The organism is Legionella gresilensis (assembly GCF_900639865.1).
GTDB classification, from domain to species: Bacteria; Pseudomonadota; Gammaproteobacteria; order Legionellales; family Legionellaceae; genus Legionella_C; species Legionella_C gresilensis.
Window position 1 is genome coordinate 1 of record NZ_CAAAHX010000021.1, and the last position, 18,033, is coordinate 18,033.

Below are 18,033 nucleotides of genomic sequence, written 5' to 3' on the forward strand. Positions count from 1 at the left end.
TGGTATTAATGCAAATTTGATATTGAGAAAATAAAAGAGATTAATCTTTAGTGTATTCATTTAATAACTTCAAACTTATTTCAAAAAGCTTTTTAAAATAAGTTTGAAGAAATTTAATAGAGATGTATGAATAAATGGCGCTGTTGCAAAAAAGTTAATTTGGTAAAAATCAAAAAAATATTTTCCACTAGCAAAACTTAAGAAACTTAAGTCATTAAATCAAATTCCCACTTAAATAGCTGAAATAGCTAGAATTTGAATTCAAAACCCCACTTTCAAAAAGTAGAAAATTTTTTGCAACAGAGCCATAGTTTCCATGTGGATTGCTTTTATGAAAATAGGGAGCATAATAATTATCATTAATATTCATTGCCATTAAATGTAAAATGGTATTATTATTTTCATCTAAGGCATTAATATTTAAGTGTTCATTGGTTATTAATCTTGTAACTGCTTGCCCATGATTTACATCTTTATTTCTTTCTAAAAAAATGCTGTGCAATTTTGTAAAATTAAATTATGAGAAAGCTGCTTGGGCGCTAGAATTTTCATAAATCTTACCCAGCTCAACTTGGTTCCATTTGATAGCTTGATTAATACAAAAATTAACTATCTCTGTTACACGCACTTTATAAATTTCAAGCTCGCTTTTATTTTTTGGCCAAAGTTCGTAACCGATTAAGGTTTTTGCTCTGCGATAATAGGGATTGTCCTTATCAAGTTGTTCATTTATACAGCAAAATATTTCTTCTGGTAATAAACTATAATCTTTTTCAATGAGTTGATTCTTTGCTATTTCTACATAAACCTTAGACGAGGCTCTGGTATCATAGTTGAAAAACCGATAAAGTTGGTTGGTTTGTGGGACTTGGATAAGCCTTGCTAATTGTTTGTCACGACAGCGAATAATTTCATCAAACATACATCGATTGATAACTTTGCTTTTACAAAGTTCGGGTAATAATTTAGTAATACGCATTACTTCAGCTTCATTATCACTAGCAATGACGATAAGATTTAATTTTAAGCAGTTCAGAAAGACCTCATAACCAATAGATGTCAAACCTTCAGGAAGCATTATCCATTTTAGATTACTACAATCAGCAAAAGCATAATTTTCGATGGATTTAACGCCCTTTGTAAGCACTAACTCCTTTAAACCATGACAACCAAAAAACGCATTATGCTCAATCGATCTAATAGCATTATGAAATATCAGAGTTTGTAAGACAGTACAATTTTCAAATGCAAAATTACCAATTGAAGTAACACCTTCAGGAACCTGAAAAATACCATTAATATTAATATCTTTATTTGTTACCTTAAGAAGGGTTCTATTATCAGGACTTAATTGCATTATTTACCTTGAATGATGAACGAGCTTGATATTAATTACTAAAACATTTAATTATTTACGGTTAGATAAAGCCCCTATGATATTAAGGCACACAGGCTATCTTAAAAATTAAAATTAGTCCATGACTATTAAAAATTAAATTATTTGTATTCAAAATATTGTATAGTTGTTATATATTGACGCTTTAATAAAAGCTTTTATCGACGGCTTTAATCAATAACCATCCCTCACAACCATAAATAATGGGTGGCAATTATTTACTAAAGTAAAAAACAATGTAGTTAATCGCTGGAAAAAATAATTAAAATTTTAATGAAAAAAGATATTTCTCTAAAGTACTATATGCATTCATAAAAAAAATAATCCTAATAGGACAACGTAAAGGCTATAAAAACTTATTAACGGAGTAATTTAATATGTATAAAAAAACTTTAACTGCCCTTTTTATTACGAGCAGCCTAATAAATCCTGTATTTGCTACCAAACTATTTCAAAAAATTATTACAAAGCAATCAACTATTAAATCGACTTATTTATCAAATAATAAATTAGCTACTAAACAGAAAAATAATTCTAAATCATTTACAGATTTTTCAGGGAATTGGGAAGGACAGTGTATTGAAAATGGTGAGACCTACGATGATACTATTACTATAAAAAATGATAAATTATCCTTTACTTTAGATGGTGAGGTATTTGAATTTGGTGCTTTAAAAACAGACGCTAATTCCAACGAAAAACTCACCTCTTTTAAGCATATGTTGTTTGAATGGGATGAAAATTATTCACGTATATTAATGTCATTTTCAATTGCTGCTTATATTCATATGCAGGAATTTAATGAGAAATTTACTGTGTATGGTTATGGGGGTGGTGAAATATTTTTAAAAAATAATCAGTTGGTAATAAGGGTAAAACAGCAATCATCAATGAATGAAAATTACGATTCAGAATGTACTTATAATAAACTGTAAATCGTTTTAATATTAATGTGCATTTAACAGCGCATTAATATTAAATATTACTCTTGCTATTTATAGCCTATTATAAATAATGTAAGACCCAAACGCCATTATAACATGCAAGTTTTAGTATATTTTTATCACTCATGATTGCTCTTTTTAATAGTTAAGTAAAACACTAAGCTGATACTTAACGCTAGAATGATAAGATTTTAGAATAATAAACGTATATTTATTAATCACTAACCCAAATAGCAAATTTTGAACCTCACTTAATTACAGTATAATCTTATTTATGAAAATTTAAAAAAATCATAATTCAAACTATAAATTTAAAAAACAAAATTGGATTAACTATTTAGTTATAAAAATTACAAACTATGATTTTAATTTGCTCTATTTTAACGTAGAATAGCCAAAAAAAATTGATTATTTGAATGGTATGTCTAAAAATAAACTTTTAAGTGATAAAGAAAAAATAGAGGATTTAATAAGTCAATTTAATACTCTAAAGCAAGAAATAGAAGATGAATTAAACCAAATTTCCTCTATCAATTATAAAATATATAAAGAGGAAAGGGAGAAAGATGATAAAATTTATTCTTCAATACTCAAGATAATTGCTCTAAAAAGAAAAATACAACAAGGCTTGTATAAATTTACAGTTAATTTGGACGAGATAACTAAGGCAGATGAGCTACCAGAAACAGAGGTCGTTTATTCTGATTATGAGCAACTATCGAGTAAATTAGTTGAATTACAAAGTTCATTAGAAGTAGAAGCCTCCTATCATAAGGCTAGAAATATCACAAAATACAATGATTGCTCATATTTAATCAAACAGCAACAAACAGAAACACAGCGTTCTTTGAAAAATATTAATATGCAGATCTTAGGTGGCTTTATTGGTGTATTAGGACTTACTACTGTTGCTGTTGCTTTTGTAGTATTTAATGCTTCAACATTTGGTATTCCTGGCCTAATAGTAGCTGGCATTGGTGTTACAACAGCCTTGTTAGGACTTGGTTTGTTTAAATTAGGGTCGTATAAAAATGGACAAAAAAATTCTGATGAAAACCAATTGGTTTACCCTGCAGATAATCTAGCTACGGAAATCATGATTTGAGAAAACTCACACGAATTCAGAGAGCTGTTAATACAATTTTGTAAGGTAATAGTAATTTTAATTTCTAAGTTTGAGTTTCTATTTGCAAGTTGAATTACATTCTGCGTGATATTTGTGTATCCTGTAATTTTTAAGTTAAATCAATGCAATTAAATTCTGATAAAAAACAGCTTCTTAAAGTCGAAAGTGATGATATTGATAACAGGGGTGCTTTTAGCGTTCCTAATGGGATTGCCTCAATTGAAAAAAATGCATTTGGTGGTTGTGTCGATTTAAAAATATTGATATTACCGAATAGTATCACTAAGATTGGTGAGGGGGCATTCTTTGGATGTACCAGCCTCCAAACAATCACTATCCCTAATAGAGTCATTAGACTTGAAGACTGGTTATTTTATGGTTGTACCAGCTTACAGAAAGTAATTATTCCTAATAAAGTAGCCTCTATTGGCTTTAGAGCATTTAAAGAGTGCACTAGCTTGCGTTTATTAAGTATTCCTAGCAGCGTGACTTGGATTCACTCTCAAGCTTTTGAAGATTGCACAAACTTAACCACTATCATTATTGCGAATGACAATTATGCAAATATTTTACATAGCGAAATTCGAGCCAAAGCTATTACCCAGCATTTATTTAATGAAGTTAGGCAACTTCAAGCGATACATCTTTCTAAACTAACTCAAACATCACAAACAAATCCACTGTATCGCTTTTTTAATTATACTAATTCTAAAGATAATTTAAGTGATTTATGCCAAAATCGAGAGCGAGCAATTGAAAAGCAACATGGTTTTCTTTCGCAAGACATGCTTCGACAAATAAATTGTTTCCTAATCGATGATAATTGTTATTATCAGAAAGCAAGAGCATTAATACTGAAAGAGCCGTTACCTCATTCTGAGAATCAACTAAAAGAGTACGATAAACGGTTAGCCACTATTATTGATGATTGCATTGCTAAAGCAAATGAGTTCACACAAACCAAAACAAATAAGTTCGTTCCGTCATCTGTAAGTGAGATACATAGGCATAATAATGCTTGTATTCTGATTTGAGGAATATTAGTTTTTTTGCTTAATTTAGATAAAAAACATTAAAAATGATATGTTTAATGGTTGCTCTAGTTTGCAAAACTTAAGTTTACATCAAGGTATAGTATCTATTGGTTATGGCGCGTTTCGTAATTGTATAAGTTTGAAAAAGATAACTATTCCTAAGGGCGTATCTTCTATTGAAAATGATGCATGTGATGGGTGCACAAATTTAAAACACGTCATCATTCCGGCAAGCGTCGCGGAGGTAGGTGTTTGTGTATTTAGCGATTGTTCTAAATTAGAAGCTATTATCATCGACAGCATGGATAAAATAACAATAGCGCATCACCGATTTATTATTGGATGAGATACAAAGTAAAGCCATTTCAAAAGCATTTGCCAATAAAATACTTCTTATTCAAAGTATCCAACTAGCTAGATTAACGCAAATAGCTCAAACTAATCCGCTATATCGTTTTTTTAATTATAATTCTAGGTTTGTTTATGAAGTTTCTATAGAAAACCTAGAAAAAAAGTTAGCTCTAAAAAATTCTAGTCAACTTCCAGCCGAAATATTTTGCTGCGTCAATGAATATCTAGGTAAAGCTAACTTCTATCATCGTAGAGCAAAAAATTTAATTAAAAATGAGTCTTGACCTAAAGACAAAGAGGAGTTTGAAAGCTATAAGGCACGTATCGTATCTATAGTGAATGATTGTATTGATAAGGCAATTGAATGGAATCAAACTCACTTAGATAAGGCTCGAGCAAATGCTAGATCACCATTTATCTAATGATGTACTCTGTTGGCATGACCAGCACTACTATTTAAAAAAATTATTGCTAAACGTTATAAAAACCTATTTAAGCTAGTAGATTAATCTGCGATCTAACGATTATTAGCAGCGAAAATCTGCCCCTGGTCAACATTTGTGCGCTATAATTCGACGACAGACAAGAGTCGCCAGATTAAATATTGCAGTTATCATCCAGACACTAATTGTAGTCATGCAAGTAATAAATTTTCAAAACAGTTAAAACATTTAAAATCATCTGTATGCTTCAAAAAGGGCGATTTAATGAATGCTAGCAAGTTCAAATTAAATTTGATTTCTATTAATGAAATTAAGTAGATAAATTATTTTATAATTAAGGCATTTAAGCCTCAGAAAATATATATTTGAGAAGAGATAAATTAAGACATTATGACTAATGTTAAATATTATTGCTTCTACTTACCAAAATGAGAGATAGGTGAAGGTTAGTAGCTTAAATCAATTTATAATATAACTTATTGATTTATAATTAAAAATATAGTATAATATAACTATTACATTTAAAGTAAGTTAGCAATATGTTTAGATTGTTTCATAATAACCATGTCACTAAAAAGGATGACTATTTGTCACCAAGTAAGGCTATCTCTTACTTAGAAAACAAAATGAAAGAAAAGGTTAACATAAGATTCAAAAATGATCTTATATTAATGACTTTACTGGCAAGTTACACGACTCTCATCTGGGCTAAACATTCATCAAACAAAAGTGAAATCTCTTTAAATGCAGACTATCTAACAGAGTATAATTGTGAGGATAAAGTTGATAAGTATGTTTCAAATTCTTATCTTTTTAGCCCTGATATCCATTATAGTGATGCAGAATGCCAAAAGATGCTTGATGGAATTAAAGATAATTTGCTTGCTAATCTTTTCTATAAAATTTCAGGTGGAACAGCTTTTTTTTATTCATTTGCTCGTTGTCTGAAAGACCTTTCTTATTTATGGAATGAATCGTTAGATTACGAAGGATTAACTTTAGGTCAGTTATTAAGTCCATCTGAAATAGAAGAGTTTAAAGCATTATACAAAGAAGCTAAGGTCGATGATTCAAGCTCTCCCGTTTGTATAGGACTTGAAGAAGTTATCAATCCACAGATGGGAATTAAAAATATTATTAATATCTTAAAAGCCTTAATTCCTAATATGCATCAAGGAAGAAAAGTTATTGGCAAAGAAGAATCATCAAATGAAGCTACTCTGAGCGCTTATAAAAATAGATGTTAAGTCTTATAAACGGTCGTTTGTTGAGATTAGGTAGCTATTTCCTGCTTTCTTAATGGCTAACAAATAATTTAAATTGCTTTTAATAAACTAGATAAAATTGAAACATATTCTGCTAATTTATTACTTATTGTATCTAATTAGATAAAACTGCTTGCCAACTCCTACTTAATTTTCGCTTATCATTCGATTACTGCCTTACAAATGCTTCCTTAATTATAATTATGAAAATGCTCGTATTAAGGTAGTTAAACAGATAACTGTTCTTTTGAGTCTAAATTTTTGCCGTAATTTCTCATTTTAGATAGAAAATTAATCAATTTGATTTTTTATTAATACTCTCTTAATAAAAATAAATTAAAATCAAATTTCATAATTAACAATTGTATGAACGCATAATGAGGAGTATGTCATGCCTAAAGCGTGTACCCACCTTTGTCGTGAAAATGTTAATTTTTGTTTATTTGATGAGACATTAACCATTTACACATCAGCGCTAGTAAACAGTATAAATAAGGAAAATACTAATTTAGAGACATCACAAAACGTAAATTATAAAAGCAAAAGAGGAGGAATTAACTATGACCTTCTCAAAAAATAAAAAGTTAAATGAAATAAAAAGTAAAGAATGGTTTGATAATGCGAGAGAAATTCCTACTAACAAAAATGAAGTGATAGCTTTTGTTGGTAGTTGGCCTCATAAGGGAAAATATCCTCATTGGGCAGTAACAGGGAATGGAAAATTACCCCATCCTTTCAAGAATGATAATGAGGTAGAAAAATCTTTTAGAGATGTTTGTGTTGCTATAAAAGAAAGTCGCCTTAGTGAAGTTGAAAAAATTAATCGCGTCCATCTTTTGGTAGTACAACTTGTTAATCTACAAGTGAGCACAATAGATGGCAAGAAGGTCCATGGAGGGGATTATAACCATGTCCAACATCCGCTTTATGCTAATAAAGAAGTTAAAAATTATGTAGAAATTCAAAAAAAACTTTTGCCAGCTAGTTTAAAAGATATTCATAATCCTGAATCATATCCCTTTATGACAACTGAAATAAATATCGAGCAACGGTTTGCAGATTGCAGAGCAGCTAATGCTCTTTTTGCTTATGGACTACAAGTTGCTGGAGTCTTAGATATCAAATGGGCCTATGTTAAAGCGACTACTTATAAAGAAGGCATTGCAACCACAGACGATAAGAAAAAATTTAGTGAAGATCATGCTATTGTATTATGGCGAAAAAATAATGAAATTTATGTGCTGGATTCTTTTAATATTGAATTTCATGGAATTAAATTAGAAGAATTTTTTAAAGCTAATGGTGTAAGCATTAGTAGCGCATATAATGAATTTGTAAAATATTATAAAAAAATCCATCCAAATACAACTCAAGCAGAACAAGACGAGTATGATAGGACTATTCTAAGCTCCTATAGGTCAAAAGATAAAGTTAGTGCAGCATTTTTTCCTTCTCTTGTAGAAAGAAACCTTAGATATCCCGGTATTAAATGTTATCACTCTACTTTAAAAACCGCTGAATCTGAAAACTGGAGTAAGCTTTATTCAAATATATTTGAAGAGCAATGTACTTTTCCTGAAACTAAAGTGTTTAGAAAAAAGTAACGTGACCTATATCTAATCAAGATAGCTCAAAACCTGGATCCAAATTAAAGGAACGCTTTAATGAATATCGGCTTGCTCAAGGCGCATAGTTATTGTGAATTAGTGTATAGGATTTTATCTTAGTAATCGTATCCTTTATGACTGGTTCAGTACTATATATAAATAGTAAACTAATATCATAAACGGTCGTTTCTTGAGATGGGTTATTGCCTAGAAATTTACCATAGGAATCCTAACATTTATCATTGATTCAGTATCGTTCAACTTCTTATTAAAATTTAATTATCTTTAAAATTAAAGTTAGAGATGAAGAAAAAATAATAGACAAAATTTCTAATGACAAAAAATGGTGAATTTCACTATCTTCTATTAAAAGAAGGAGTATAAATTGATAAGCAAATGAATTTTGACCATCACTATATATAACAAGGAGCTATACTAATAATAAATTTGCATTAGGTGTAAATAAATGAAAGCGAGGCAGATTGAGGTTTTAGATAGATTGCCATGCACAGGAAGCATACAAAATATACGCGATAAAATGATTAGTAAAATAAAAAGCCCGGAAGAAGAGCCACCCATTACTCCTGCTGAATATTCAAAATTTGTTCAATTTCTATTTAAGGAAAGAGAGCTTGAACAAATTCCTATGGCTTTATCGAAGGGATTTGTTCAAGCAATTAGCAACCAGGATAATTATTTTTATGTAGATCCAGATGATATGGCAAGTTTTGAGCAGAAATTTTATGAAGTACACTTCGTTACTTTATTATCTTTAATTTTAGAGACACAAGAAGAGGAAGAAATAAAACTGCAAAAAATGGAATTACTGTTTAAGTATACGGCTGATAAACCTATAAATCTTGATAGAAAACCTTTTATTGCTGAAATGAAAGTCTGTTTGCCTGGTGCTTCATTAATTCAATTAGCTCTTAGAAATAATCAATTAAAAATTGCACAGATGCTACTTGACCAGGGTGCCAAATTAGATACATGTGATTACTATGGTAATACATCCCATCACTATGGTGCGATGGGTAGTTTAGACGCCTATCAATTTGTTAAAAATAATTTAGGAGATTCAAATCAAAAAAATATTTTTAACCATCAACCACTAGACTATTTTAGCCCTCCACCTAATATTAAACAAAGTACCTTAATAGATCAGCTAGAAAAATATAGCTATTTAAAAAACTATATACATAATATTATTTTTGAAGCGCAGGAAACTAGGCCGGCCGTTAAAGGTGAGGATATTATCAAAAATGTAACCAATGGGTTTTGCCAAGGTGATTCATTTTTGAGAAGCATTATGATTCTTAAAGGGAAGGAGAGTAGTGCCCTTCACACCGAAATGCTTGAATCAATTACTAGATGGAATGGAGATAATGAGCAATTAGGCTTGCCTTTTAATACGGGGCATCCGCTAGCTAATCACTTCAAAAATTTAGATGAAGTATTTGAATATATTTTTGGCTCAATTCTCTTTTTACATCGGAATTCACAAAGAGTGGTAAACATTAATGAATTTAATTTAGTTGAGCAGTTTCAATTTATAACCAATACAGATGATATCTTAACAAGGAAAATTACTGAGACACCGTGTAGAGACTGCCAGGCACTTAAAGAGCAAATTCGCCTTGCCCAAAAAAATTCGTTGTTCGTTTTAAGCCTGTCAAACCTGAATGATTTTTCCGAAGGTGTAGTGGTCCAGGAAGGGCATGCTGCTTCATTTTCGCACCGGGTTACTATAATTGTAGATGATAAAAATAGATTACATTTTGTAGATCCAAATTGCCCGTACGATTTTCCTTCTTTACCTAATAATTTAGAAAGCCTAAATTTAATTTTTAAAATTATGGAGAATTATTTTGGTAAAATAAATACATATTCATCTTATGCTTATACCCCAGCATCACTCTCTAAGAGAGAAAAAATTGCAGAATCAGATACACTTAAAAATTGTGGTAATAGTACTTCTACATCTAGTCAGCAAATTTCTTCTGACCGCAATAAATTTTTTTCAAAATCGACTGTAGACATTCTAGATTTAAACTCAGTTAAGGAAAATAATGATAAGCCGAAGCTTTAGTAAAATACTAAAGACTAAGATTATTTAAATATGGCGATCTACACCTTATTGTTCTGCCATAATATTTATTACTTAAATTGAATTATCGAATATTAATCATAAATATTTTTCCGGTGGCCAGCATAAATAATAAGAATAATGAAATGCTCATCCTCAATTTTAGCTATAAGACGATAATCGCCAACGCTATAACGCCATAAGCCATTCATCTTTCCTGATAAGGGTTTGCCAAGCGCTCTTAGATTATCCACCTTTAAGAGGTGTTCTTAATATAGTTAAAAATCTTTTTTTGGGCTGTGTGACCTAACTTTTTTAAGTCTTTTCAACGCCTGCATCGAACCCAATCTTCCAAACCAAAGCGACGCTCCATTTCCTACAGTGTTAATTTTGAATTTTTTTCTTCAAGGTGAGCGAGCGCTAATAAATGGACTTCATGATCATTAAGAAAATTTTGGATAGCTTGTTTCACATAGTAGCTCTTAGAGCGGTGGGTTAATTCTGCTAGCTCAGACAAGCGTTGTTCAAGTGTTTTAGGTAAACATACGGCTAATATGAGCCCTCTCGACAATATAATGACATAATTCGTATAACATGTATTACAAATAATGTAATTTGATATAAACTTTGGTGTAATTTTCAATAGACAGTCTCAAAAAGGGTCGTTTTTCGAGACTTTCCTAATTATAAAATAATAAGTCAATGATTTTACGATATCTGATTGTTTCTGAAAGTTTGTTCCTTTTATCTGTTTATTATTGAAGCAATTTTGACCAGCTGATTGTAATTGAGAGTTAATAAATAAGCTATGAGCTGCTAGTGCTGAAAGTTCTAGTCTTTTTATGGTAAATACGTCATGAAGAAGTTCAAATTCAATCCTAACGATTTTGCTCATAAATATACTAAAAATAAGCAACACGAAATAAAGTAGTTCCAATATAATTTTAAAATAAAGCTGTATTAAAAATATGCATCGTTAATATTTACTTAATCTTTTCGAATTATAATCCTACAAATTTATCAAAATAAACGCTTATTATGCTGCTGCATCTTCTATTATTGGATTTATATAAGGCATTAATTTATAAAGATATTTCAAATACTCCTTTAGGTTTATGCCAAGGTTTTGCCGTACGCTGGTTAGAAGCTAATTTTCTAGGGGAGGAAGAACGACAGAGATTTGAAAAACGCCTTACATTCATTGAAGACACTCCTCGAGATCAATTACTTGATAAGCTTAAGCAGGCACAAGCAAAAAAAGGTAAAGGGCTTACTGATGAAGATGAAGAAGTGTTGGAAATACTCGCTTTTTTCAATAGTTTAGACTTATTCCAATCTCCATTGGAACATAAAAATTTATGTAATCAGCCTTCTTTTGTAACTCAACAGGAAATTGAACTCATTTCAACAATAGCTTCTTCATCAATGATTGAAAGGAAGGGGGGATTAAAGGAGATTTATTCACAGCCTAACATATTAACTAAGGAAGAGCTCCATGATTACCTGCTTAACTTAAGTAAAGTACTAGATGAAACATTAAACGATGTTAATACGCCTGTAGGTCTTTTCTTAGGGAGTCATAATCATGCTATGGCCTTAAGCTATAGTACTAGCAAAGGCTGGTTATTTCGAGACGTTAACCAGCCGCTGGAAGCAACCACTTTAGACCAAATAGTCGAGAAAATTAAACTAGGTTTTGTTGGTACTCACTCATCACCCTATGTAGCTTTTAATACAAGTATTTTTCTTACAGGGGATAATAGGAGTAAAGCTAAATTAGAAAAATTAACACAATTAAGACCAAGCAGTGATTTCATTAAGGAGCAGTCATTACGTAAGTCAAAAGATGGTGTAACTTTAGCTTTAATTGCTGCTCAATTTGGTCATTCTACTGTTATTACAACTTTAGCCGAGGCAGGTGTAAATTTAAACCTAGCTAAAGAAAATGGTGAAACGCCCGTTTTCGTTGCTGCTCAAAATGGTAAGTCCGATGTAATTACAGCTTTAGCTCAAGCAGGGGCGAATTTAGATATGGCTAGAGCAGATGGTATGCCCCCAATATTTATTGCTACCAAATATGGTTGTACTGCCGTCATTAAAGCTTTGGCTGCAGGAGGTGCAAATTTAGATAAAATGACAAAATATAATGTAACTGCAGCCTTTGCTGCTGTTGCCGATGGTAATACTGAAGTGGTTGAAACGTTATTAAAGAATAATTGTAATTTTGAAATTCCATTTGAATCGACGGCACAGGAATTGATAAAACTTGCGATGGGACTAGCAAATATTAAAGAAAATTCACACATTATTCAGCGAATGAACTATTTTTTGCAAGCAAAAAAATCAGAACGCGTCAAGTTACTACCATATGATCTTGCCGAGATAATAGGTGATGAGAAAATTAGTAAGCTAATTAAAGAACATTTTGAATTAACAAAAAAATGTGTAGATAAACAGCCTCAGCCTATTAATACTAATTGTTTCTCTACAAGCCCTACTTTTTTCGTTGAAAATAAGAAACCAATAGAAAAACCAGCACAGGAAGAGCGTAAGTCTATTGCCAAAATAAGCGGTGGCTGATTAAAAATTTATTAATCTTAATAAAAAAGACTCTGTTGCAGTTAATTAAAGAGCTTTATTGTAATTGTAAACAGAGTTAAACTATCAAAAAACGATCGTTTTTCGCTACCTTGTGCTTTTTTGAGAAATCCTATTTTTTCCGTGCCATACTCCTTGATACAAACCCCTCTGCTACCCATCATTTTACTTCTTAAACAATATTACAATTTACCAGTTAGCTTGATAAAATAGAGTCTAGTTTCAATTTGTTATATTAAATTCTGGTCTATAATACTGGACCCAGCGGTATTACTCCGACGTTGAATTATTATAATGTTGTTATGTTACATTAACCCATGTTTTAAAAAGTATAGCTCTATAGATAAGTAACAGAAAACTTTTACTAAAAGAGTTAGCGTTATTAAGACGAAAGGCGGTTGAGACGAAATTAAAGAAAGGTTAAGGCAGGCAAAATCAGCCAAATAAAGAGCTCACTTATGCATAAAGTAATTATCATAATTTAACGCCAGAGTAATATCACCGTACGCATTGCAAAATCACTTCGCCATGAAAATGACGCCATTTGAAAGCAGATGGGTTTTTACAACTCATAGAAATAGCCAGCTAAATTCGCTTAGTATACAACCATCTTATTTTTGCAACACCACCTTATAAAAAACAAATTGATTATATATTGCGCAATTAGATATGTATTTATACTATAATTAGTAAATAATTTTTTTGAGGTACATTTATATGCAAAATTCTTTATTATCTCTTCCAAATGAAACTCTGCTTAGATTAGCTTCAGAATGCATGACTCAATTTAAATTAAATACAAATAAAAGATTTGGAATTTATTTTTTAAATCATGATAGTCCTTTTTGTCTTTTATCCAGATATGTTGAGGCTAAAGTCTTTTGGGAAGTTTATAGAAATGATGAGGAGTTGCTCAATAATGAGTACGAAGAATACATGCCTTATTCAAATTTTTTATTAGTTATTGATCATAAAGAGAAAAAACCTATTGGCTCAGTAAGAATGATGCGACCTTCAGAGTTAGGTCTTAAAACATTTCATACGATAGTAGAACCGCCTTGGTCTTGTAATATTCAAGAAATTATACATTTAAATAATTTATCTGAAATATTAGATTCGATTTACGATATAACCACACTTTCAGTAGTAAAGGAATACCGCACATCCTCAGGCTTTTCAATAGGTCTGGGTGTATATCTTTCGATATTGGGATTTTTATTAAAAAATGACATTCGATATTATGCCTCTGTTATGGATGTTAAGCTATTTAAATTATTAAAAAGGATAGGGTTTGCTGTTGGGGTTATTAAAGGTACATCGGGTAAATTCTTCTTAGGTTCAGAATGCAGTTATCCAGCATTTGTTGATTGCGATCAAATAAGAGCCGATGTTGCAAATCATGCTAAATATATTAATAAATTAAAAGTAATAGGCTATGCCTTGTCAAAAACTATTAGCTATTCGCCAGAAATTAATCCCGATATTTCTACTTGGCTTAGAACTTCAGAAAGAGTTGTTTATCCTTTCATTAAATTAGCACCACAAAAATTGATTGATAAGCTACTAATGAATAAAAAATNTCGTTAAAGAAGCAATTTCTTTTGCACGTAATCCCAAACCAAACGAACAATAAATTATCGCTACATTGCGAATAGAAAATGTACTATCTTTAGCCACTGCTAAGAGTCGTCTGAACTCAGCATCTGTTAAAACCTTTGCTTTACCTTCTCTAGCCACGATTTTTAATCTAAATTCCTGAAAAAATAATATTTTAACTAAAAAAGGTCCTCTTAGCAAAAATAAAAAGGGGCAATTGTTAAAATTCCTTACCGTAATTAATGAGGTCCTCAAATTGTCATTTCAGGAACTCTTTTTAACGAAAAAAGATTAAGTAGACGAAAATTAATTTTTCCTTTATTAATATGATTAACCCTAAGCCAGGGTTAGTTAATACAAAAAACTAGGTTGGGCTATAAGTTTTATTAATTAATGAAGTTCGCTGTTCTGAACGCAGATATTCTTTAGACTTAAAAAATTGATGCATGCGTGCATGTGCATTTGGATTTTCTTTCACGAGGCTAACTAATCGTATCCGAGTATCTAAAGGCGGATGGTTAGCTTCTATAATCGTAGAGATTGATTCAGGTGAATCATCTTTAAACTTAGTTAACGTCGATACGATTTCTTCTTTTGTTCCTAATAGGCGAGCGGAAGACATGTCTGCATCAATTTCTAGTAGTTTTTTAAATTGAGGCAAAATATATTTGTAAGCGCCATAGGTACCGCTCCATGCTAGCAATGTTGGAAGCGTTTTAAGTAGGGACTGCCCTAAGAATCTAGAAGTATATCCTGCTGAACTTAATGTCGCTATCTTGTCTTGGGTGTTTTGTTTTATAAAATGATATGTCCAGTGCAAAGATGTTGCACAAAAAATATTACCTATTAAATAATGATAATGTATAGTATGTATTGCTTCATGACCAGCCATTGCGTAAATCTCTGCAGCTTTAAATTCTTTGGCAAGCGTAGCACTAATAGAGACGTAAGCTGCTTTCTGATTGCTTTTAAAGGAATAAAAATCTGAAATACTCATATAATGAGGTGAATTAAAGGTTACATAGACGTTGCCTTTAAATCCGCTGTTAATTAACGCTTGATTAACTATCATCTTTATATGTGTGAATTCTGGTTTTTCATAGCTTAAAGGATCTGCAATTAACTTATTATCTTCCTCTGTTTTAATATTAAAACAGACTGATTTTAGTGCTTCTGCTCCTACTGAAATACCCGAGCCTATAAGAATATGTCGTATAAGAGGTTTAGTAGCTAAGCCAAAAAAGTACATTTAATTTCCTAAATATAAAAAAATGATCATACAATTAGGTGCGTGATCTATCAATAAATAATACGATATGTATAGTAATAACTCTCATTATAGTGCGTCGCTTAGAGTCAGAAGCTATTAGCTGCAATATTCAATTTTTTAGTTATAAGAAAAAACTTACGTAGGCAGATATCTATAGGAACACAAAGAGCATATTCAAGCTGATATCAATCTTATTTTGAGATGCTAAATAACTATACAGAGCTGGTTTAGCTGTCCTGCTTTGAATATTGGCAATCCATATGGATATTATTTGAGCAATTATATGGAATTCATGTTAATTAATTTTAGTTAATGTTTTCTAAATGTAAATTGCTTTTTTAAATTTTTGAGGTCCTCAAATTATACTTTAGGATGTCTTTTCACAACTTTAGATGTTCACTTTTTTCAATTCCTCAAATTACAGTTTCAAAGCCTATTCTCTTCCTTTTAATCGTAATTATTTATGTAAACAACTTTTTCTTTCTAAATTGCTGTCGCAAATTATATGGTAAAATTAATTATTTTCGCGTCTAATTTTTAGGCCAATAAATACTGGGCAAGGCGAGCGATGAAAACCCCCTATGTCACAATTAAAGGCTTTTAAGTCATGCATATATTTAGAAAGAGCAATTGAATAAGTGGGTGTATGGAGTTCATAAAGTCTCTTTTATTAAAGAATAATTTCATATTTATAGCTAAACTACGCACTAAATTTATATTTTATTCCAACAGTGCCTAAATTTTGTATTCAGGCATTACATATAGTATTAAAGAAAGCTCTATCGGATAAACTCTTATTAGGAGAAAAACAGAAAAAACTAAGCGTGTTTTGTAATTTTATAAAATTAAAAGAAAAGGATAGGAATGAACAAAGTTAAAGGATTTACCCAATATTATTTTTTATTTTCAATTTTACTATTCACAACAAATCAAATACAAGCAAGTAAATATCATACCCCTCATACTTCAGCACCCTTAAACTTTAAAATGAGTATTATTGATGCTAAAGCTTCAGGATCTTATGGCCTTATTGGACAAGATATTACACAAAATGGATTTACAGACCTGGTATCTTTTGCTTATTCAGGAATAAGCGAAGGACAACCCGAAGGTGAGATATATTGGTATGAGTTTCAACCTTCTATATCCGCTAAAACATCTCCCACCTGGAAAAAACATCTCATCACCAAGAAAAAACACGTTGTACATGGCATGTTCATGGATGTCGATCAAGATGGCCTTGAAGATTTAGTTTTTATGTCCGATTTTGAGGTTCCCATTAAACAACCCGAAAAGGAAGGTAACATTTGGTGGGCAAAACGTCCTAAAGATTTGAATGTTAAACAATGGGAAACTTACTGGATAGGACAAACACCCGGCGCTCATCGTATTATTACAGCTGATCTTCAAGGTACGGGGCAGAAACAAGTTATTGTCATTCCCTTATTTGGACCTGGTGAAAGACCAATTTATGGTGCAGCTTCAATAACTCTCTATACTCCTAATAGTGATATTAAACGACCTTGGAAAAAAATAATTTTTGAAAATAATCAATATCATGTCATGCACGATGCTATCGTTGTTCCCAAAAAACAGGGCGAAAAGGGTGAAAACATACTTATCGCTGCAAAAGAAGGTCTTATAAAACTTTCATTTTATAAAGATGGAGATAAATGGGTAATGGATCCTAAACTACTACATTCTTCTCCTAAAAATACAAGTGAGGATGAGTCGGCTCGTGATAAAGGCGTCAAAACATTAGATAATAAAAATAAATCTGATTGGAAATTCTCGGGTTTAACCTCATTGTCTAAATTTGACTCACGCGCATCTTTTATAGCCACTATTGATTATACTTCACAATCCAGTTATTTAAACGATGAGCCTTGGCATGGTGATACTGTTACAATTTATAAACCTCAAAATGACTCTTTTCTTGCATCCGACATGCTAGAAAGAAAAGTACTTGAGAAGCGTTCAGCTGGAGGGCATGCCGTTCAAATCGCCGATCTAACAGGTCGAGGGTGTTTTGATATTATTGCTGGTTATCGTTCTTATCCAACGGCATTAGTTTTGTATTTATGCAAACAGAAAAAATTAGCTAATGGTGATCTAAAAATTATTTATCAAAAACAGATCTTATCCGAACGTTCAGCTAATTCGATTGTGATTGGTAACTGGAGTAAAAATGGTTTGCCTGATTTAGCGACTGCCGGTTATGGAAACGAAGGAGATCCATATATTTTGATGTGGTTAAATCAAAACAGTAAAATGAAAAGCTCCCTTGAAAAAATTATCCGCTGATAATGGGGTATAC

The 18,033-nt window shown here is 31.2% G+C and carries 15 protein-coding genes; 11 read left to right on the forward strand and 4 right to left on the reverse strand.

Translation table 11 applies throughout. From position 1 onward, the window contains the following. Positions 1-517: 517 nt before the first annotated feature. The gene (locus E1P04_RS16120; protein WP_131783904.1) at positions 518-1,357 is read right to left on the reverse strand and encodes a leucine-rich repeat domain-containing protein; all 840 of its coding nucleotides are present in this window, start codon (positions 1,355-1,357) and stop codon (positions 518-520) included. Between the two features lie 416 nt (positions 1,358-1,773). On the opposite strand from E1P04_RS16120, the gene E1P04_RS16125 reads away from it, so the two are divergent. The 9 genes from E1P04_RS16125 (at position 1,774) to E1P04_RS16165 (ending at position 10,255) form a co-directional block, all read left to right on the forward strand. Continuing rightward, positions 1,774-2,331, forward strand: a complete 558-nt coding sequence (locus E1P04_RS16125) for a hypothetical protein (RefSeq protein WP_131783905.1) — start codon at positions 1,774-1,776, stop codon at positions 2,329-2,331. Positions 2,332-2,761: 430 nt separating this feature from the next. Next, a complete protein-coding gene (locus E1P04_RS16130) occupies positions 2,762-3,445 on the forward strand; it encodes a hypothetical protein (RefSeq protein WP_131783906.1) in 684 nt (227 codons plus the stop codon). Between the two features lie 143 nt (positions 3,446-3,588). Further along, entirely contained in the window at positions 3,589-4,500 is a 912-nt protein-coding gene (locus E1P04_RS16135; RefSeq protein WP_131783907.1) for a leucine-rich repeat domain-containing protein, read from the forward strand. Positions 4,501-4,537: 37 nt separating this feature from the next. Continuing rightward, positions 4,538-4,846: a leucine-rich repeat domain-containing protein gene (locus tag E1P04_RS16140; RefSeq protein WP_282433137.1), complete on the forward strand. Its 309-nt coding sequence runs from the start codon at positions 4,538-4,540 to the stop codon at positions 4,844-4,846. Continuing rightward, positions 4,839-5,135: a hypothetical protein gene (locus E1P04_RS16145; RefSeq protein ID WP_131783909.1), complete on the forward strand. Its 297-nt coding sequence runs from the start codon at positions 4,839-4,841 to the stop codon at positions 5,133-5,135. Before E1P04_RS16140 ends, E1P04_RS16145 begins: the two co-directional genes overlap by 8 nt. Before the next feature lie 746 nt (positions 5,136-5,881). Next, positions 5,882-6,541 carry a hypothetical protein gene (locus tag E1P04_RS16150; protein ID WP_165482829.1) on the forward strand — a complete coding sequence of 220 codons (660 nt, stop codon included), beginning with the start codon at positions 5,882-5,884 and terminating at the stop codon, positions 6,539-6,541. A 409-nt stretch (positions 6,542-6,950) separates the two neighbouring features. Beyond that, complete coding sequence (locus E1P04_RS16155) at positions 6,951-7,139, forward strand: hypothetical protein (RefSeq protein WP_131783911.1); 189 nt, start codon at positions 6,951-6,953, stop codon at positions 7,137-7,139. Continuing rightward, complete coding sequence (locus tag E1P04_RS16160) at positions 7,120-8,163, forward strand: hypothetical protein (protein ID WP_131783912.1); 1,044 nt, start codon at positions 7,120-7,122, stop codon at positions 8,161-8,163. Before E1P04_RS16155 ends, E1P04_RS16160 begins: the two co-directional genes overlap by 20 nt. A 469-nt stretch (positions 8,164-8,632) precedes the next feature. Further along, positions 8,633-10,255 (forward strand): ankyrin repeat domain-containing protein, encoded by a 1,623-nt coding sequence (locus E1P04_RS16165; protein WP_131783913.1) that lies wholly within the window; start codon positions 8,633-8,635, stop codon positions 10,253-10,255. Between the two features lie 92 nt (positions 10,256-10,347). On the opposite strand, the gene E1P04_RS16170 is transcribed toward E1P04_RS16165, so the two are convergent. After that, positions 10,348-10,506: a type II toxin-antitoxin system RelE family toxin gene (locus tag E1P04_RS16170; protein ID WP_207386053.1), complete on the reverse strand. Its 159-nt coding sequence runs from the start codon at positions 10,504-10,506 to the stop codon at positions 10,348-10,350. Between the two features lie 122 nt (positions 10,507-10,628). Then, positions 10,629-10,823: a ribbon-helix-helix domain-containing protein gene (locus tag E1P04_RS16175; protein WP_242604501.1), complete on the reverse strand. Its 195-nt coding sequence runs from the start codon at positions 10,821-10,823 to the stop codon at positions 10,629-10,631. Positions 10,824-11,290: 467 nt separating this feature from the next. Between E1P04_RS16175 and E1P04_RS16180 the strand changes: the two genes are divergently transcribed. Further along, positions 11,291-12,832, forward strand: a complete 1,542-nt coding sequence (locus E1P04_RS16180) for an ankyrin repeat domain-containing protein (protein WP_131783914.1) — start codon at positions 11,291-11,293, stop codon at positions 12,830-12,832. A gap of 1,978 nt (positions 12,833-14,810) precedes the next feature. Here E1P04_RS16180 and E1P04_RS16195 read toward each other — a convergent pair. Beyond that, positions 14,811-15,695: a M48 family metalloprotease gene (locus tag E1P04_RS16195; protein ID WP_131783916.1), complete on the reverse strand. Its 885-nt coding sequence runs from the start codon at positions 15,693-15,695 to the stop codon at positions 14,811-14,813. 885 nt (positions 15,696-16,580) lie between these two features. On the opposite strand from E1P04_RS16195, the gene E1P04_RS16200 reads away from it, so the two are divergent. Continuing rightward, entirely contained in the window at positions 16,581-18,020 is a 1,440-nt protein-coding gene (locus E1P04_RS16200; protein ID WP_131783917.1) for an FG-GAP repeat domain-containing protein, read from the forward strand. The last annotated feature ends 13 nt before the right edge of the window (positions 18,021-18,033 follow it).